Consider the following 21,423-nt stretch of genomic DNA (forward strand, 5'->3'; position numbering starts at 1 on the left):
ATCATGACCACGCCCAGCGAAAAAGTTGTCGAAGCTCTCCGGGCCTCGCTCAAGGAGACCGAACGGCTGCGACGGCAGAACCGGGAACTCGCGGCAGCCGTCGCGGAACCCGTCGCCGTCGTCGCGATGAGCTGCCGCTACCCCGGAGGCGTCACCTCCCCCGAGGACCTGTGGCGGCTCGTCGAGTCCGGCACCGACGCCATCTCCGGCTTCCCCACCGACCGCGGCTGGGACCTCGACGCCCTGCGCGACGCCGGTACGGACGCCCGCGGCCACTCCGTCAGCCAGCAGGGCGGATTCCTCGACGGCGTCGCCGACTTCGACGCCGCCTTCTTCGGAATCTCACCCCGCGAGGCCGTCTCCATGGACCCGCAGCAGCGCCTGCTGCTCGAAACGTCCTGGGAGACCCTGGAACGGGCCGGCATCGACCCGCAGAGCCTGCGCGGGAGCTCCACCGGCGTCTTCGTCGGCACCAACGGCCAGGACTACGCCTACCTGCTGGTCCGCTCCCTGGCCGACGCCACCGGCGACATCGGCACGGGCATCGCCGCCAGCGCCACCTCCGGCCGCCTGTCCTACACCCTCGGCCTGGAGGGCCCGGCGGTCACCGTCGACACCGCCTGCTCCTCCTCCCTGGTCGCCCTGCACACCGCCGTCCACGCGCTGCGCGCCGGGGAGTGCGGCCTCGCCCTCGCGGGCGGCGTCAACGTCATGTCCGCGCCCGGCTCCCTGATGGAGTTCAGCCGCCAGGGCGGACTGGCCGGCGACGGCCGCTGCAAGGCCTTCTCCGACGACGCCGACGGCACCGGCTGGTCCGAGGGCGTCGGCATGCTCCTGCTGGAACGCCTCTCCGACGCCCGCCGCAACGGCCACCCCGTGCTCGCCGTGATCCGCGGCTCCGCCGTCAACCAGGACGGCGCCTCCAACGGCTTCACCGCTCCCAACGGGCCCGCCCAGCAGCGCGTCATCCAGCGTGCCCTGCGGTCCGCCGGCCTGACCACCGCCGACGTCGACGCCGTCGAGGCCCACGGCACCGGCACCCCCCTCGGCGACCCCATCGAGGCACAGGCCCTCCTCGCCACCTACGGCCAGGGCCGCGACCCGCAGCGCCCGCTGCTGCTCGGCTCCATCAAGTCGAACATCGGACACGCGCAGGCCGCCGCCGGTGTCGCCGGCGTCATCAAGATGGTCATGGCCATGCGCCACGGCGTCCTGCCGCCCACCCTGCACGCCGACCGGCCCTCCACACACGTCGACTGGAACGCGGGCGCCGTCCGGCTCCTGACCGAGCGCACCCCCTGGCCGGAGACCGGCCGCCCCCGCCGGGCCGGCGTGTCCTCCTTCGGCATCAGCGGCACCAACGCCCACGTCCTGCTGGAACAGGCGGAGCCGGCCCCGGAGCCCGAAGAGCCCGCCACCCCGTCCCTCACCCCGGGGATCGTGCCGTGGCCGGTCTCCGCCAGGACCGAGGACGCCCTGCGGGACCGGCTCGCGCAGATCACCGCACCCACCGACGCCACCGCCCTCGACACCGGCTACTCCCTCGCCACCGGCCGCTCGGTCTTCGAGCACCGGGCCGTGCTGCTCACCGGCGCCGACGGCGTACCCGCCGAGGTGGCCCGCGGCCGGGCCACGGAACGGTCACTGGCCGTCCTGTTCTCCGGCCAGGGCTCCCAGCGGGCCGGCATGGGCCGTGAACTGTACGCCCGCTTCCCGGTGTTCGCCGAAGCCCTCGACGCCGTACTGCGCCGGTTCGACCGCGAACTCGACCGCCCGCTGCGCGACGTCGTCTTCGCCGGACGCCGCACCCCCGAGGCGGAACTCCTCGACACCACCGGCTACACCCAGCCCGCGCTGTTCGCCGTCGAGGTCGCCCTGTACCGGCTCGTCGAATCGTGGGGCGTGACACCGGAGTTCGTCGGGGGTCACTCGGTCGGTGAGATCGCCGCCGCGCACGTGGCGGGCGTGCTGTCCCTGGACGACGCCTGCGCCCTGGTCGCCGCCCGCGCCCGACTGATGGCAGAACTTCCGGCGGGCGGCGCCATGATGGCGATCGAGGCCACCGAGGAGGAGGTCAGCCGCGAGCTGACCGCCGGTGTGTCGGTGGCCGCGGTGAACGGTCCGGACGCCGTGGTCGTCGCCGGTGACGAGTCGGAAGTCCTCGCCCTCGCGGCCGGATTCGCCGACCGGGGCCGCAGGACGCAGTGCCTCGCGGTGAGCCACGCCTTCCACTCACCGCTGATGGAGCCGATGCTGGCGGAGTTCCGTGCCGTCGCGGAGGGGTTGAGCTATGCCGAGCCGGTGATTCCGGTCGTCTCGAACGTGACCGGCGAGATCGCCGGCCCCGAGCTGCTGTGCTCCGCCGACTACTGGGTGCGCCACGTACGGCAGGCCGTGCGCTTCGCCGACGGCGTGCGCGCCCTGGCCGCCGCCGGCGCCGACGCCTTCCTGGAACTGGGCCCCGACGGCGTTCTCACCGGCATGGCCGCGCGGGTGCTCGACGGCACCGCCGACACGGTGTCCGCGGCCGCCCTGCGCAAGGACCGCGCCGAGGAACGCGCCCTGCTCACCGCCCTGTCCCGGCTGCACGTCGCGGGCGTCCGCGTCGACTGGGCCCGCTGCTTCGACGGGACCGGCGCGCGCCGCACCGACCTGCCCACCTACCCGTGGCAGCACGAACGGTACTGGCCCGTCCTGATGGCCGCCGCCGGCGACGTGTCGGCCGCCGGCCTGGTCTCCGCCGAACACCCCCTGTTGGGTGCCGCGGTCTCCCTCGCGGGCCTCGACGGGGTCCTGTTCACCGGACGCCTCTCCGCGCAGACCCATCCCTGGCTGATGGACCACACGGTGGGCGGCGTGGTCGCCTTCCCCGCCACCGGTTTCCTGGAACTCGCCGTCCGCGCCGGCGACCAGGTCGGCTGCGACCGCATCGACGAACTCACCCTCGCCAAGCCGCTCATCCTCACCGAGAACGCCGCCGCCGTCGTCCAGGTGTGGGTCGGCGCCCCGGACGAGACCGGCGCCCGCAAGGTCACCGTCTACTCGCAGACCATGGACGACCCGGAGCAGCGCTGGACCGAGCACGCCAACGGCGTCCTCACCACCGGCGAGCGCACCACCCCCTTCGACGCGAGCGTCTGGCCCCCGCGCGGCGCCGTCGCCGCCGACCTCGAGGGCTTCTACGAACGCACCGAGTACGGCCCCGTCTTCCAGGGACTGCGCGCCGTCTGGCGGCGCGGCGACGAGGCGTTCGTCGAGGTCGCCCTGCCGAGCCAGGTCGACGACGCCGAGTACTACGGCATGCACCCGGCCCTGCTCGACGCGGCCGTGCAGTCCGTCGGCTTCGTCGGCCTCGGCGACGGCAAGAAGCTGCTGCCGTTCTCCTGGTCCGGGGTGTCCCTGCACGCGGGCGGCGCCTCCGTGGTCCGCGTCCGCGTCGCCCGGGTCGGCGAGGACTCCGTCTCCATCGCCGCGGTCGACGTCGAGGGCGCGCCCGTGCTCTCCGCCGAGTCGCTGATCCTGCGCGTCCCCTCCGCCATCCAGGCCCCCGCGCTGCGCAGCAGCGAACAGGACGGCCTGCTCCGCCTCCAGTGGACCCCCGCCCCCGACACCGGCGCCGACACGGACGTCCCCTGCGCCGTCCTCGACAGCGGCACGGGACTGCCGGGCACCCCGCTCACCGCCCTCGCCGACAGCGTGACCGCCTCCCCGCGGCCCGAGCTGGTCCTGGTACCGCTGGACGGCGACGGCGAACTGCCCGCCGCCGCCCACACCCTCACCGCCCGCGCCCTCGACCTGGTGCGCGAGTGGCTGGAGCTGAACCCGTCCGGACCGTCCCGGCTGGTGTTCGTCACGCGCGGCGCCGTCGCCGCCGACACCGGCGAGCGGGTGCGCGACCTCGCCGCTGCCGCCGCCTGGGGCCTGGTCCGCAGCGCCGAGGCCGAGAACCCGGGCCGCTTCGCCCTGCTCGACCTCGACGCGGACACCACGGGCGCCGCCGCCCGCACGCTGCTGGGACGGCTGCCCGCCCTGCTGGCCGGGGGAGACACCCAGTTCGTCGTCCGCGACGACACCGTGCGTGTCGCCCGACTGGCCCGGCTGACCAGCGGCGCGAGCCTGCTCCCGGCTGCCGGACTGCCCTGGCGGCTCGACAGCGACGACCACGGCACCCTCGACGCGCTCACCCTGGCCCCCTGCCCGGAGGCGCTCCAGGCGCCGGAGGGCCGGCAGGTACGGCTCGACGTGCGGGCGGCCGGGCTGAACTTCCGCGACGTGATGAACGCGCTCGGCATGTACCCGGGTGAGGCCGGACTCCTCGGCTCGGAGGCCGTCGGCGTCGTCGTCGAGACCGGTCCCGAGGTCACCGGGCTGCGGGCCGGTGACCGGGTGACGGGCATGGTGCCCGGCGGACTGGCCGACACCGTGCTCATCGACGAGCGCTACCTCGTCCACGTTCCCGACGGGTGGACGGACGAGCAGGCGGCGTCGATGCCGCTGGTCTTCCTGACCGCCTACTACGGCCTGACCGAGCTGGCGGGTCTGCGGGCGGGGGAGTCGGTGCTGGTGCACGCCGGTGCGGGTGGTGTGGGCATGGCGGCGGTGCAGTTGGCCCGGCACCTGGGTGCGGAGGTGTTCGCGACCGCGAGTGAGGGCAAGTGGGAGACGCTGCGGGGTCTGGGGCTGGACGACGATCACATCGCGTCCTCGCGTGATCTGGGTTTCGAGGAGAAGTTCCGGGCGGTGACCGGTGGCCGGGGCGTGGACGTCGTGCTGAACGCGCTCGCGGGCGAGTTCGTGGACGCGTCGCTGCGGCTGACGGCGGACGGTGGCCGGTTCCTGGAGATGGGCAAGACCGACATCCGCGATCCGCGGTCGATCGACCGGGTGGCCTACCGGGCCTTCGATCTGGGTGAGGCGGGTCCCGACCGTACGCAGGAGATGCTGCGGGAGCTGGTGGGCCTGTTCGCCGAGGGTGCGCTGCGTGCCCTGCCGGTGACGGTGTGGGACGTGCGGCGGGCGCGTGAGGCGTTCCGCTTCATGAGCCGGGCCAGGCACGTCGGCAAGATCGTGCTGACGATGCCGCCGCGCTGGAACCCCGACGGCACCGTCCTGATCACCGGCGGCACGGGAGGCCTGGGCCGGGAACTGGCCCGTCACCTGGTGACCGCGCGGGGCGTGCGCCGTCTCCTCCTGGTGTCCCGCCGGGGCATCGAGGCCGAGGGCGCCGCCGAGCTGCGGGACGAACTCACGGCCGCCGGAGCGGTCGTCGACATCACCGCCTGCGACGTGGCCGACCGCGAGGCGGCCGAGGCACTGCTCGCCGGGATCGACACGGCGCACCCGCTGACCGCGGTCGTCCACGCGGCCGGTGTCCTCGACGACGGTGTGGTGACGTCGCTGTCGGCGGAGCGGGTCTCGGAGGTGCTGCGGCCGAAGGTCGACGCCGCCTGGCACCTGCACGAGCTGACCCGGGGCCTGGACCTGGCCGCTTTCGTCATGTTCTCGTCGGTGTCCGGTGTGATGGGCAGCGCCGGGCAGGGCAACTACGCCGCGGCCAACGTCTTCCTGGACGCGCTCGCCCAGCAGCGGGCCGCCGCCGGCCTGCCCGCCCTCTCCCTGGCCTGGGGCGCCTGGGCGCAGAGCGTCGGCATGACCGGCAGCCTCTCCGACACCGACATGCACCGCATCGCCGCCTCCGGCGCCGCCCCCATCCCCGTCGAGCGCGGCCTCGTCCTCTTCGACACCGCCACCGGCTCCGCCGAACCCCTCGTGGTCCCCATCGGCTCCACCGGCGGCGACCTGCGCATCCCGGGCGAGGTGCCGCCGCTGCTGCGCAACCTGGTGCGCGGCACCCGGCGCGCCGCCGCCACCGCCGTCGGCGGCGCGAGCACCGCCGCCGACCTGACCCGCCGCCTGCTGGCCCTCCCCGAGGACGAGCGCGTCCGCCACCTCGTCGAACTGGTACGGGTCGAGGCCGCCGCCGTGCTCGGCCACTCCTCGCCCAAGGCCATCGAACCCGGCCGTGAGTTCCGCGAACTCGGCTTCGACTCGCTCACCGCCGTCGAACTGCGCAACCGCCTCACCACCGCCACCGGCCTGCGGCTGACCGCCACCCTCGTCTTCGACTACCCGACCCCGCACGGCCTCGCCGAGCACCTGGTCGCCGAACTCCTCGACGAACACGGCGACGCGGGTGCCCCCCTCGTGGCCGCCGACGTCGCCGACGACCCGGTGGTCATCGTCGGCATGGCCTGCCGCATGCCCGGCGGCATCACCACCCCCGACGAACTGTGGCGGATGCTCGCCGCCGGCGAGGACCGCATCACCGCGTTCCCGACCGACCGAGGCTGGGACCTGGACGCCCTGTTCGGCGGAGGCCACGACAACCGGGGCGTCAGCGCCACCCGCCGCGGCGGCTTCCTGCACGACGTGGGTGGCTTCGACGCCGGCTTCTTCGGGATCTCCCCGCGCGAGGCCCTCGCCATGGACCCGCAGCAGCGCCTGCTCCTGGAGACGTCCTGGGAGGCGTTCGAACGCGCCGGCATCGACCCGCAGAGCCTGCGCGGCAGTGCCACCGGCGTCTTCGTCGGCACCACCGGCCAGGACTACGCGACCCTGGTGATGACCTCCCGCGAGGACGTCGAGGGCCACGCCAGCACCGGCCTCGCCACCAGCGTCATCTCCGGCCGGGTCTCCTACGCCCTCGGACTGGAGGGCCCGGCGCTCACCGTCGACACCGCCTGCTCCTCCTCCCTGGTCGCCCTGCACCTCGCCGCCCAGTCCCTGCGCAGCGGCGAGAGCTCCCTCGCCCTCGCGGGCGGCGTCACCGTGCTGTCGACCCCGATGAACTTCTCCGGCTTCACCCGGCAGGGCGGCCTGGCCGGCGACGGCCTGTGCAAGGCGTTCGCCGACTCCGCCGACGGCACCGGCTGGTCCGAGGGCGTCGGCCTGCTCGTCCTGGAGCGCCTCTCCGACGCCCGCCGCAACGGGCACGAGGTGCTCGCGGTGGTCCGCGGCTCGGCCATCAACCAGGACGGCGCCTCCAACGGCCTGACCGCGCCCAACGGCCCCTCCCAGCAGCGCGTCATCCGGCAGGCCCTGGCGAGCGCCGGGCTCACCCCCGCCGACGTGGACGCCGTCGAGGCGCACGGCACGGGCACGACCCTCGGCGACCCGATCGAGGCGCAGGCACTGCTGGCGACCTACGGCCGCGACCGCGACCCGGAGCGCCCGCTGCTCCTCGGCTCCATCAAGTCGAACATCGGCCACACCCAGGCCGCCGCCGGTGTCGCCGGCGTCATCAAGATGGTGCTCGCCCTGCGCCACGGCGAACTGCCCCGCACCCTCCACGTCGACCGGCCCTCCACGCACGTCGACTGGGAGGCCGGCGCGGTACGGCTCCTCACCGAGCCCACCGAGTGGCCGGACACGGACCGGCCGTGGCGCGCGGGCGTCTCGTCCTTCGGCCTCAGCGGCACCAACGCCCACGTCATCCTCGAACAGCCCGAACCGGCCGCGCCGGAACCGGAGCCGGCCACCGCGCCGTCCGTCTCGCCGGTCCTGGTGCCGTGGCCGATCTCGGCACGGTCCGAGGACGCCCTGCCGGGACAGATCGACCGGGTGACCTCCTTCGACGCAGGGTCCGTCCTGGACGTGGGCTACTCGCTGGCCTCCGGGCGGTCGCTGTTCGATCACCGGACGGTGCTGCTCGCGGGCACCGGCCTGGAGGGCGGTGCCCCCGTGGAGGTGGCGCGTGGTCGTGCGGTGGAGCGGTCGTTGGCGGTGCTGTTCTCGGGTCAGGGGTCGCAGCGGGCGGGGATGGGGCGTGAGCTGTATGCCCGGTTCCCGGTGTTCGCGCAGGCGCTGGATGCCGTACTGGCGCGCCTCGACGTGGAGTTGGAGCGTCCGTTGCGTGAGGTGCTGTTCGCGGAGGAGGGCACGCCGGAGGCGGAGCTCCTCGACACGACCGGGTTCACGCAGCCCGCGTTGTTCGCGGTCGAGGTGGCGTTGTTCCGGTTGGTGGAGTCGTGGGGTGTGCGGCCGGAGTTCGTGGCCGGGCATTCCGTGGGTGAGATCACGGCCGCGCACGTGGCCGGGGTGTTGTCGCTGGAGGACGCGTGCGTGCTGGTCGCGGCGCGTGCCCGGTTGATGCAGGAACTCCCGGCGGGCGGCGCCATGATCGCCGTCCAGGCGACCGAGGAGGAGATCACCCCGCGCCTCACGGACGGGACCGCCCTCGCGGCGGTCAACGGTCCGGATGCGGTCGTCATCGCGGGCGTGGAGTGGGAAGTCCTCGCGCTGGCCGAGGAGTTCGCCGCACAGGGTCGCAAGACGCAGCGTCTGTCGGTGAGTCACGCCTTCCATTCGCCGCTGATGGAGCCGATGCTCGACGCCTTCCGCGCCGTCGCGGAGGGACTGACGTATGCCGAACCGCGCATCCCCGTCGTGTCCAACGTGACCGGTGAGATCGCCGACCCCGGCCTGCTGTGTTCGGCGGAGTACTGGGTGCGTCACGTCCGTGGCACGGTGCGTTTCGCCGACGGCGTGCGCGCGCTGGCCGACGGGGGAGCGAACGCGTTCCTGGAGCTGGGTCCCGACGGTGTCCTGACCGGGATGGCCGCGCGGGTGCTGGACGGCGGTAAGGACGTCGTGTCGGTGCCGGTGCTGCGCAGGGACCGTCCCGAGGAGACCGCGCTGCTCATCGCGCTGGCCCGGCTCCACGTCACCGGCGTCGACATCGACTGGGCGACGTGCTTCGAGGAAACGGGTGCGCGCCGGGTGGCGCTGCCGACGTACGCCTTCCACCACGAGCGGTACTGGCCCCGCCCGGCGGCCCACACCGGCGATGTCACGGGAGCCGGGCTCCGCCCCGCCGAGCACCCGCTGCTGGGAGCCGCCACGGCGCTCGCCGCCTCCGAGGGCGTGCTGTTCACCGGGCGCCTGTCGCTCACCACGCACCCCTGGCTCGCGGACCACACCGTCGGCGGCGGCATGGTCCTCTTCCCGGCCACCGGCTTCCTGGAACTGGCCGTGCGCGCCGGTGACGAGGTCGGCTGCGCGTGCGTCGAGGAGTTCACCCTCGCCACACCGCTGCTGCTGCCCGAGGACGGGGCCGTCGTCGTCCAGGTGTGGGTCGGGGCATCCGACGAGTCCGGCGCCCGCAAGGTGAGCCTGTACTCGCGGGCCGCCGACGCGCCGGAGGAGACCTGGACGGAGCACGCGGCCGGCGTGCTCGGCACGGACGCGCGGACCGCCGGCTTCGACGCGAGTGTCTGGCCCCCGCAGAACGCGGTCGCCGCCGACCTGGAAGGCTTCTACGACCGCACCGAGTACGGACCCGTCTTCCGCACCATCCGCGCCGTGTGGAAGCGCGGCGAGGAGGCGTTCGTCGAGGCCGCGCTCCCGGCGGAGGCGGACGACGCCGGCTACTACGGCATGCACCCGGCGCTGCTGGACGCGGCCGTCCAGTCCGTCGGCTTCGCCGGACTGGACGACGAGCACAAGCTGCTGCCGTTCCTGTGGGGAGGGGTGTCGCTGCACGCGGGCGGCGCCTCCGTGGTCCGCTTCCGGGTCGCCCGCACGGGTGAGGACTCGGTCTCGATCGCCGCCGTGGACGTCGAGGGCGCGCCCGTCCTGTCGGCCGAGTCGCTGGTGCTGCGCGTCCCCGCCGGGATGCAGGCGCCCGCCGCCCGCCGCACCGAGCTGGACTCGCTGCTCCGCCTGGAGTGGACCGCCGCCCCCGAGACCGCCGCCGACCCCTCGGTCCGCCACGCCGTCCTGCCCGCGCTCGGCACCCACGCCGCCGCGGCCGCCCTGGACGGTCTCACCGGCGCCGAGACCCTGGTGTGCGTCCCCGTGTCCGGCGACGGCCACGGCGACGACGTACCGCGGGCCACGCACACGCTTCTCGCGCACGCCCTCGACCTGGTGCAGGAGTGGCTGCGGCAGGACCGCTTCGAGACGGCCCGGCTGGTGTTCGTCACCCGGGGCGCGATGTGCTCCGGGCACGGCGACCGGGTCGAGGACCTGGCGGCCGCGGCCGTCTGGGGTCTGCTGCGCGCCGCGCACTCCGAGAACCCCACCCGCTTCGCCCTCGTCGACCTCGACGCGGACGGCCGAGTCGAGACCGTGCTGCCGCTGCTGCCGGAGCTGCTGGCGGGCGGCGACGCCCAGTTCGTCGTACGGGACGGGGACGTACGCGTCGGCCGCCTCGACCGGGCGGTCACCGGTGCCGGACTGCTGCCCCCGGCCCACGGACCCTGGCGGCTGGACAGTACCGGCAAGGGCGACCTGGACGCCCTCACGCTCGTTCCGTGCCCGGAGGCGCTGGATGCTCCGGAGGGCCGGCAGGTGCGGCTCGACGTGCGGGCGGCCGGGCTGAACTTCCGCGACGTGCTCAACGCGCTCGGCATGTACCCGGGGGAAGCGGGACTGCTCGGAGCCGAGGCGGTCGGTGTCGTCACCGCCACCGGGCCCGAGACGACCGACTTCGCGCCGGGCGACCGGGTGATGGGCATGGTGCCCGGCGGCCTGGCCGACACCGTGCTCATCGACGAGCGCTACCTCGTCCACGTTCCCGACGGGTGGACGGACGAGCAGGCGGCCTCCGTGCCGCTGGTGTTCCTGACCGCCCTGTACGCCTTCCGTGATCTGGCGGGTCTGCGGGCGGGGGAGTCGGTGCTGGTGCACGCCGGTGCGGGTGGTGTGGGCATGGCGGCGGTGCAGTTGGCCCGGCACCTGGGTGCGGAGGTGTTCGCGACCGCGAGTGAGGGCAAGTGGGAGACGCTGCGGGGTCTGGGGCTGGACGACGATCACATCGCGTCCTCGCGTGATCTGGGTTTCGAGGAGAAGTTCCGGGCGGTGACCGGTGGCCGGGGCGTGGACGTCGTGCTGAACGCGCTCGCGGGCGAGTTCGTGGACGCGTCGCTGCGGCTGACGGCGGACGGCGGCCGGTTCCTGGAGATGGGCAAGACCGACATTCGGGATCCTCGGTCGATCGACCGGGTGGCCTACCGGGCCTTCGATCTGGGTGAGGCGGGTCCCGACCGTACGCAGGAGATGCTGCGGGAGCTGGTGGGCCTGTTCGCCGAGGGTGCGCTGCGTGCCCTGCCGGTGACGGTGTGGGACGTGCGGCGGGCGCGTGAGGCGTTCCGGTTCATGAGCCGGGCCAGGCACGTCGGCAAGATCGTGCTGACGATGCCGCCGCGCTGGAACCCGGACGGCACCGTCCTGATCACCGGCGGCACCGGCGCGCTCGGCGGACACCTCGCCCGCCGCCTCGCGGCCTCGGGCATGCGGCACCTGCTGCTGACCAGCCGGCGCGGCCCGGAGGCGCCCGGCGCCGTCGAACTCGCCGACGAGTTGCGCGAGCTGGGTGCCGAGGTGACCGTCGTGGCCTGCGACACCGCCGACCGCGACGCCACCGCCGCCCTCCTCGCCGGCGTCCCCGCCGCACACCCGCTCACCGCGGTCGTCCACACGGCCGGCGTCCTCGACGACGGCGTGGTGACCTCTCTGTCGGCGGAGCGGGTCTCGGAGGTGCTGCGGCCGAAGGTCGACGCCGCCTGGAACCTGCACGAGCTGACCCGGGACCTGGACCTGGCCGCCTTCGTCATGTACTCGTCGGTGTCCGGTGTGATGGGCAGCGCGGGTCAGGGCAACTACGCGGCGGCCAACGTCTTCCTGGACGCACTCGCCCAGCAGCGGGCCGCCGCCGGCCTGCCCGCCCTCTCCCTGGCCTGGGGCGCCTGGGTCCAGGACGGCGGCATGACCGGAACCCTCTCCGAAGCCGACGCCCGGAGGATGGCTGCCTCGGCCGCGCCGCCCCTCACCGTCGAGCAGGGCCTCGCGCTCTGGGACGCCGCCGCGGTCTCCGACGAGCCGTACCTCGTGCCCATCGGCGCCTCCGGCAGCACCCGGATGCCCGGTGAGGTGCCCCCGCTGCTGCGCAACCTGGTGCGCGGCACCCGGCGCGCCGCCGCCACCGCCGTCGGCGGCGCCCGGGTCGCCGCCGACCTCATCCGCCGGCTCCTGGAGACGCGGGAGGAGGAACGCGTCCGCGTCCTGCTCGACCTGGTGCGCGGCGAGGCCGCCACCGTGCTCGGCCACTCCTCGCCCAAGGCCGTCGAGGCCGACCGCGACTTCCACGACCTCGGCTTCGACTCGCTCACCGCCGTCGAACTGCGCAACCGCCTCACCACCGCCACCGGCCTGCGGCTCCCCGCGACCCTCGTCTTCGACTACCCGACGCCCACCGTGCTCGCCGGGCACCTGGTGGCCGCGCTCCTCGAGGAGGAACGAGTCGCCGGCACGCCCGCGGCCGCCGGCACCGTCCTGCCCGCGACGGCCGACGACCCGATCGTCATCGTCGGCATGGCCTGCCGGATGCCCGGCGGCGTCAGCTCGCCCGAGGAACTGTGGCGGCTCGTCGTCGAGGGCCGCGAGGGCATCTCCGCCTTCCCGACCGACCGCGGCTGGGACCTGGACACCCTCATGCGCGGCGGACAGGGCGGCCACGGCCGCAGCGCCACCTCCGAGGGCGGATTCCTCCACGACGTCGCCGACTTCGACGCCGGCTTCTTCGGGATCTCCCCGCGCGAGGCCCTCGCCATGGACCCGCAGCAGCGCCTGCTCCTGGAGACCACCTGGGAGGCGTTCGAACGCGCCGGCATCGACCCGGCGACCGTGCGCGGCAGCCAGACCGGTGTCTTCGTCGGTACCAGCGGCCAGGACTACACCACCCTCGTCATGAACTCCAGCGAGGACGCCGAGGGCCACGCCCCGACCGGCCTCGCCACCAGCGTCATCTCCGGCCGTCTCTCCTACACCTTCGGCCTGGAGGGCCCGGCGGTCACGATCGACACCGCCTGCTCCTCCTCCCTGGTGGCCCTGCACTGGGCGGCCCACGCGCTGCGCTCCGGCGAGTGCTCCCTCGCCCTCGCGGGCGGCGTCACCGTGATGTCGACCGCCATGGGCTACGCCGGCTTCACCCGGCAGGGCGGCCTCGCCCCCGACGGCCGCTGCAAGGCCTTCGCGGACGCCGCCGACGGCACCGGCTGGTCCGAGGGTGTCGGCATGCTCGTCGTCGAGCGCCTCTCCGACGCCCGCCGCAACGGCCACCCGGTGCTCGCCGTGATCCGCGGCTCCGCCGTCAACCAGGACGGCGCCTCCAACGGCCTGACCGCGCCCAACGGCCCCTCCCAGCAGCGCGTCATCCGGCAGGCCCTGGCGAGCGCCGGCCTCTCGGCCGCCGACGTGGACGCCGTCGAGGCCCACGGCACCGGCACCACCCTGGGCGACCCGATCGAGGCGCAGGCGCTGCTGGCCACCTACGGCCAGGACCGCCCCGCCGACCGGCCGCTGCTGCTCGGCTCCATCAAGTCGAACATCGGCCACGCCCAGGCCGCCGCCGGTGTCGCCGGCGTCATCAAGACCGTCATGGCGCTCCGCCACGGCCTGCTGCCCAAGTCCCTGCACATCGACGCCCCGTCGACCCACGTGGACTGGACCGAGGGCGAGGTGCGCCTGCTCACCGAGACCGTCGACTGGCCGGAGACCGGACGTCCGCGCCGTGCCGGTGTGTCGTCCTTCGGCATCAGCGGCACCAACGCGCACACCATCATCGAGCAGGCCCCGGAGACCGAGCCGGTCACGCCGGCCGTGGAGCCCGGGCGCGTTCCCGAGACCGTGCCGTGGCCGGTGTCGGCCAAGTCCGAGGAGGCCCTGGAAGGCCAACTGGAGCGGATCACCTCCCTCGACCCCGACACCGCGTCCGCGCTGGACGTCGGTTTCTCGCTGGCCTCCGGGCGGTCGGTGTTCGAGTACCGGACGGTGCTCCTCGCCGACGCGGAGGGCGGCGCTCCCGTCGAGGTGGCGCGTGGTCGTGCCGTCGAGCGGTCGCTGGCGGTGCTGTTCTCGGGTCAGGGTTCGCAGCGGGCCGGGATGGGGCGTGAGCTGTATGCCCGGTTCCCGGTGTTCGCGCGGGCGCTGGACGCCGTACTGGACCGGCTCGATGCCGAGCTGGAACGGCCGCTGCGGGAGGTGCTGTTCGCGGAGGAAGGCACGCCCGAGGCGGAACTCCTCGACACCACCGGTTACACGCAGCCCGCGCTGTTCGCGGTCGAGGTGGCGTTGTTCCGGCTGGTGGAGTCGTGGGGTGTGCGGCCGGAGTTCGTGGCCGGTCACTCCGTCGGCGAGATCACGGCCGCGCACGTGGCCGGGGTGCTGTCGCTGGAGGACGCGTGCACGCTGGTCGCGGCGCGTGCCCGGCTGATGCAGGAACTGCCGTCCGGTGGTGCGATGGTGGCGGTGCAGGCGACGGAGGAGGAGATCGTCCCGCGCCTGACGGACGGCATCGCCCTGGCGGCGGTGAACGGTCCGGACGCGGTCGTCGTCGCGGGTGCGGAGGCGGAAGTTCTCGCGCTGGCGGACGAGTTCGCCGCGCAGGGTCGCAAGACGCAGCGCCTGTCCGTCAGTCACGCCTTCCACTCGCCGCTGATGGACCCGATGCTCGACGCCTTCCGCGCCGTCGCGGAGAGGCTGACGTACGCCGAACCGCGCATCCCCGTCGTCTCCAACGTGACCGGCGAGATCGCCGGCCCGGAACTGCTGTGCTCCGCCGACTACTGGGTGCGCCACGTCCGCGGCACCGTCCGCTACGCCGACGGCGTGGGGGCGCTCACCGGCGCCGGGGCGAACGCCTTCCTCGAGCTCGGCCCCGACGGCGTCCTGACCGCACTCACCCGCCGCTGCCTCGACACCGACGCCGACACGGTCGTCGTCCCCGCCCTGCGGGGGGACCGGCCCGAGGAGAGCGCGCTGCTCACGTCGCTGGCCCGGCTCCACGTGTCCGGGGTACGCGTCGACTGGCGGCCCTGCTTCGACGACACCGGTGCCCACCGCACCGAACTGCCGACCTACGCCTTCCAGCGGTCCCGTCACTGGCCCGACGCCCAGCGCCCCACAGCGGGCGGAACCGGGGCGGACCCCCTGGACACGGCGTTCTGGACGGCCGTGGAGGGCGAGGACCTGACCACGCTCGCCGCCGATCTCGCGGTCGACACCGACGCGCTGGGCGCGGTCCTGCCCGCCCTGTCCACCTGGCGGCGCCGACAGCGCGACCAGGCGATGGTCGACGGCGTCAGGCACCACGAGGCGTGGAAGCCGCTGTCGCTGCCCTCCTCCGCGCCCACCGCCGCCGGCACCTGGCTGGCCGTCGTCCCCGAGGCACTCGCCGACGACCCGTGGGTGGCTGCCGTCCTGACGGCCGTCGGTGCCGACGTCGTGCCGCTCACCGTCGGCACCGCCGACCGTGACGTGCTCACCGGAAAGCTGCGCGGCCTGCTCTCCGAGGGCACCGCCCTCACCGGAGTGCTGTCCCTGCTCGCCCTCACCGACACCGCCGGGGCCCCCGCGGCCTCGACGGCGGTGCTGCTCCAGGCCCTGCTGGACGCCGGGATCACCGCGCCCCTGTGGTGCGTGACGCGCGGCGCCGTCGCCGTCGCCGGAACGGAGCGGCTCACCGCCCCCGGCCAGGCGGCGGTGTGGGGCCTCGGCAGGGTCGCGGCACTGGAACTCCCCGTGCGGTGGGGCGGGCTGATCGACCTGCCCGCCGCCCTGGACGACCGCGCCGCCAGGCGGTTCGCCGCCGTCCTCGCCGGACACGACGGCGAGGACCAGGTGGCCGTGCGCGACTCGGCCGTCTTCGGCCGCCGGCTCGTGCCCGCGCCGGAGGCCGCACCCGACGCCGGCTGGGAGCCCAGCGGCACCGTCCTGGTCACCGGGGGCACCGGAGGCCGTGGCGCCCACGTGGCGCGCTGGCTCGCCGCCGCCGGAACCGCGCGCCTGGTGCTGGTCAGCCGGCGCGGTCCGGACGCGCCCGGCGCCGCCGAACTCGCCGACGAGTTGCGGGAGCTGGGAGCCCAGGTGACGGTCGTCGCCTGCGACGCCGCCGACCGCGACGCCCTCGCCGCCGTCCTCGACGCCGTCCCCGAAGACACCCCGCTGACCGCGGTGGTGCACGCCGCCGGCGTCGTCGACGACGGAGTCCTCGACGACCTCACGCCGGAGCGGTTCGCCGCACTGCACCGTGCCCGCACCGCCCCCGCCCTCCACCTGGACGAGCTGACCCGGGACCTGGACCTGACGGCGTTCGTGCTCTGCTCCTCGGTGGCCGGCACGGTCGGCACCGCGGGGCGCGCGAGCCTCGCCGCCGCCACCGCCGTCCTGGACGCGCTTGCCCGGCGCCGCCGGGGCGAGGGCCTGCCCGCGACCTCCATCGCCTGGGGCGCCTGGACCGACGAGGAACCGGGCACGGACACCGGTGCCGCCACCACCGGCACCGGCGCCGCCTCCGCGCGCCCGGCCCGCACCGCCGGTCACCCGGCCGTGCACCCGGACCTCGCACTCGCCGCCCTGCGGCAGGCCGTGACCCGGCCGGAACCGGCGCCCGTGGTCTTCGACCCGCGTCAGCCACAGGTCCTGGACACCCTCATCGGCATCCGCGGCAGCGCCCTGCTGCGCGACCTGCCGGACGCCCGGCAGGCGCTGGCCGACGCGGCCGCCGCGCGGCAGCAGACCGAGACGGCCGCCTCCGGGCTCGCCGCGCGGCTGCGGGAACTGCCCGCCGCCGACCGCACCGCGCTCCTCGGCGACCTGGTCCGCACCCATGCCGCCGCCGTCCTCGGCCACCCGGGACCGGAGGCCGTCGCCCCCGACCGCAACTTCCGCGACCTGGGCTTCGACTCGCTGACCGCGATCGAACTGCCCGACCGGCTCGCCCTCGCCACCGGGCTGCGCCTGCCCGCCACCACGGTCTACGACTTCCCGACCGCGCGGGCCCTGGCCGAGCACCTGGTCGCCGAACTCCTCGGCGAACAGGACACCGACTCCGGCCTCGACCGGGTGAACGCCGCCGGACTGTCCGACGACCCGATCGTCATCGTCGGCATGGCCTGCCGCCTCCCCGGCGGCGTGCGCTCCCCCGAGGACCTGTGGCGGATGCTCAGCGAGGGCCGCGACGGCATCGAGGCCTTCCCCGAGGACCGGGGCTGGGACCTCGCCACCCTGGCGACCGGCGGCGCGGACGGCCGCGGCCGCAGCGCCACCCTCCGGGGCGGATTCGTCGAAGGCGCCGCCGAGTTCGACGCCGGCTTCTTCGGGATCTCCCCGCGCGAGGCCATCGCCATGGACCCCCAGCAGCGCCTGCTCCTGGAGACCACCTGGGAGGCGTTCGAACGCGCCGGCATCGACGCCGACGGGCTGCGCGGCAGCCGCACCGGCGTGTTCGTCGGCACCAACGGCCAGGACTACTCCACCCTCGTCATGAACTCCCGCGAGGACCTGGAGGGCCACGCCGGCACCGGACTCGCCGCCAGCGTCGTCTCCGGCCGGCTCGCCTACACCTTCGGCCTGGAGGGCCCGGCGGTCACCGTCGACACCGCCTGCTCCTCCTCCCTGGTCGCCCTGCACTGGGCGCTCCAGGCGCTGCGGGCCGGCGAGTGCGACCTCGCCGTAGCGGGCGGCGTCACCCTCATGAGCACCCCGTCCGGATTCTCCGGCTTCACCCTGCAGAACGGTCTCGCCACCGACGGCCACTGCAAGGCGTACGCGGACGCCGCCGACGGCACCGGCTGGTCCGAGGGCGTCGGCCTGATCGTGGTGGAGCGTCTCTCGGACGCCCGCCGCAACGGGCACGAGGTGCTCGCCGTGGTCCGCGGCTCGGCCATCAACCAGGACGGCGCCTCCAACGGCCTGACCGCGCCCAACGGCCCCTCCCAGCAGCGCGTCATCCGCCAAGCCCTGGCGAGCGCCGGGCTCACCCCCGCCGACGTGGACGCCGTCGAGGGCCACGGCACCGGCACCCCCCTCGGCGACCCCATCGAGGCACAGGCCCTGCTGGCCACCTACGGCCAGGGCCGCGACCCGGAGCGCCCGCTGCTGCTCGGCTCCATCAAGTCGAACATCGGCCACACCCAGGCAGCCGCCGGCGTCGCCGGCATCATCAAGACCGTCATGGCGATGCGGCACGCCGTCCTGCCGAAGACCCTCCACGTCGACCGGCCCTCCACGCACGTCGACTGGGAGGCGGGCGCGGTGCGCCTGCTCACCGAGCCGTCCCCCTGGCCGGAGACCGGCAGGCCGTGGCGCGCGGGCATCTCGTCCTTCGGCATCAGCGGCACCAACGCCCACACCATCATCGAGCAGGCACCCGAACCCGAGGCGGCCCCCGCGCCGACCGGTACGGCGGCCCACCCGACGGTTGTGCCGTGGCCCGTCTCCGCGAAGTCCGAGGAGGCCCTGGACGCCCAGGTGGCCAACGTCGCCGCCCTGACCGGCAGGTCCCCGCTGGACGTGGGCCACTCCCTGGCCACCGGCCGCGCCCTGCTCGACCACCGAGCGGTCCTCCTCGCCTCACCCGGCGGGGATCCCCTCGAGGTGGCGCGGGGCCGCGCCGCGTACCGCACCACCGCCGTCCTGTTCTCCGGCCAGGGCTCCCAGCGGGCCGGGATGGGGCGTGGACTGTACGCCTCCTTCCCGGTGTTCGCCGAGGCCCTGGACGCCGTACTGGCCCGCCTGGACACCGACGGCGAAGTCCCCCTGCGCACCGTGCTGTTCGCAGAGGAGGACACGCCGGAGGCGGAGCTCCTCGACACCACCGGCTACACCCAGCCCGCGCTGTTCGCCGTCGAGGTCGCGCTCTACCGGCTCGTCGAGTCCTGGGGCGTACGGCCCGACCACGTGGCAGGTCACTCCGTCGGCGAGATCACGGCCGCGCACGTGGCCGGGGTGCTGTCGCTGGAGGACGCCTGCACGCTGGTCGCGGCGCGTGCCCGGCTGATGCAGGAACTCCCCTCCGGCGGCGCCATGATCGCCGTACAGGCCACCGAGGAGGAGATCACCCCCAGGCTGACCGCCGACGTGGCCCTGGCCGCCGTCAACGGACCCGACTCCGTCGTCCTGTCCGGTGCCGAGGACGAAGTCGTCGCGCTGGCGGACGAGTTCGCCGCGCAGGGCCGCAAGACGCAGCGCCTGTCGGTGAGCCACGCCTTCCACTCGCCGCTCATGGAGCCGATGCTCGACGCCTTCCGCGCCGTCGCGGAGGGACTGACGTACACCGAGCCGCGCATCCCCGTCGTCTCCAACGTGACCGGCGAGATCGCCGGCCCGGAACTGCTGTGCTCCGCCGACTACTGGGTGCGCCACGTCCGCGGCACCGTCCGCTACGCCGACGGCGTACGCGCCCTGGCCGACGCCGGAGTGAGCGCGTTCCTCGAAGCCGGACCCGGCGGTGTCCTCACCGCGCTGACCCAGCGCTGCCTGGACACCGGCCCCGACACCGTCGCCGTGCCCGCGCTGCGCGCGGACCGCGACGAGGAGACCGCGCTGCTCACCGGCCTCGCCCGGCTCCACACCGCCGGTGTCCGCGTCGACTGGGCGGCCTGGTTCGAGGGCACCGGCGCACGCCGCACCGAACTGCCGACCTACCCCTTCCAGCGGGAGCGGTTCTGGCCCCGCCCGGCCGCCCTGACCGGCGACGTCAGCTCCGCCGGCCTGGTCTCCGCCGACCACCCGCTGCTCGGCGCCGCCGTGCCGCTGGCCGACTCCGAGGGCGCGCTGTTCACCAGCCAGATCTCCATGCAGGTCCACCCCTGGCTGCTCGACCACAAGGTCGGCGGCACGGTCATCCTGCCCGGCACCGGCTACCTGGAGATGGCCGTCCGCGCCGCCGACCAGGTCGGCTGCGGCCGGGTCCAGGAACTCGTCCTGTCCACCCCGATGGTGCTCGACGAGAAGGTGCCCACCGCCCTCCAGGTCGTCCTCGGCGCCCCGGACGAGGAGGGGACCCGCACCATCGCGTTCTACTCCCGCCCGTCCGACGCCGTCGACGCCCCCTGGACCCGGCACGCCACCGGATCCCTCGCCGCAGCGGAGCACACCGCCCCGTTCGACGTCCCCGTCTGGCCGCCGGCGGACGCCCAGCCGGTGCCGGTCGACGGCACCTACGAACGCACCGAGTACGGTCCCTGCTTCCAGGGGATGCGCAAGGTGTGGATCCGCGGACAGGAGGCCTTCGTCGAGGTCGCCCTGCCCGAGGAGATCGCCGGGGACGCCCAGTACTTCGGCATCCACCCGGCCCTGCTCGACGCCGTCCAGCACGCCAACGGCTACCTCGGCGTCGGCAGCGAGGACAACCCGCTGCTGCCGTACATCTGGAACGGCGTCTCGCTGCACGCCGGCGGTGCCACCACCCTGCGGGTCCGCATCACCAGGCTCGGCGACGAGTCGGTCACGCTCGCGGCGGTCGACGCCGAGGGCGCGCCCGTGCTGTCCGCCGAGGCGCTGGTGCTGCGCGCCCCGAGCGTGCCGCGCGCCCCGGTCGCCACCGGCGGCCAGGAACCGGTGTTCCGCCTCGACTGGGTCACCGTCCCCGAGGTCAAGCCCACCGAGGGGCTGCGGGCCGTCACCCTGGGCGCCGACGTCTTCGGCACCGGCACCGGGCTGTCGTCCCTCGCCGACCTCACCGACCCGGCCGACGCCCCCGACTACGTCCTCGTCCCGCTCCGGGGGGAGTACACCGCCGCGGACGGCACCCCGGCCGCATCCGGCACGGACGTGCCCGGCGCCGTCCACGCGCTGACGACCCGCACCCTGGAACTCGTCCGCCAGTGGCTGGACCACGACCGGTTCGACCGCACCCGCCTGGTCTTCGTCACCCGTGACGCGGTGGCCGCCGCCGACGGCGAGACCGTACGGGACCTCGCCGCGGGCGCCGCCTGGGGTCTGGTGCGCTCGGCCCAGTCCGAGAACCCGGACCGGTTCGTCCTCGTCGACCTCGACGGACAGGACGACGTCCAGGCACTGCTGCCGGACCTGCCGGCCCTGCTCGCCACCGGTGACGCCCAGTTCGCCGTGCGCGGGGGCACCGTCCGCGTCGGCCGGCTGGACCGCCTCGCCACCGGCGCCGGACTGCTCCCGCCCGTCGACGTGCCGTGGCGGCTCGACACCACCGGCAAGGGCACCCTGGACAACCTCGTCCTCGCCCCGTGCCCGGAGGTGCTGCAGCCGCTCGGCGACCACCAGGTCAGGATCGACGTCGACGCGACCGGCCTGAACTTCCGCGACGTCCTCAACGCCCTCGGCATGTACCCCGGCGAGTCCGGCCCGATGGGCACCGAGGCCGCCGGCACGGTCACGGCCGTCGGCTCCGCCGTCACCGGACTGCGGCCCGGCGACCGGGTGTTCGGCACCGTGCCCGGCGGATTCGGGCCGGTCGTCGTCGCCGACGAGCACTACCTGGCCCGTGTCCCCGACACCTGGACCCAGCAGGAGGCGGCCTCCGTGCCGCTGGTGTTCCTGACCGCCCTGTACGCCTTCCGTGATCTGGCGGGTCTGCGGGCGGGGGAGTCGGTGCTGGTGCACGCC

1 protein-coding gene is annotated in these 21,423 nt (G+C 74.7%); it reads left to right on the top strand.

Annotation, left to right across the window (positions count from 1 at the left end):
• Positions 1-3: 3 nt before the first annotated feature.
• Positions 4-21,423 (top strand): type I polyketide synthase (locus tag ACF1DX_RS29565; RefSeq protein ID WP_391794182.1); only part of this gene is annotated, 21,420 nt, incomplete at its 3' end.

Origin of the sequence: Streptomyces sp. NPDC014676, from assembly GCF_043084105.1 — a bacterium.
Lineage (GTDB): Bacteria > Actinomycetota > Actinomycetes > Streptomycetales > Streptomycetaceae > Streptomyces.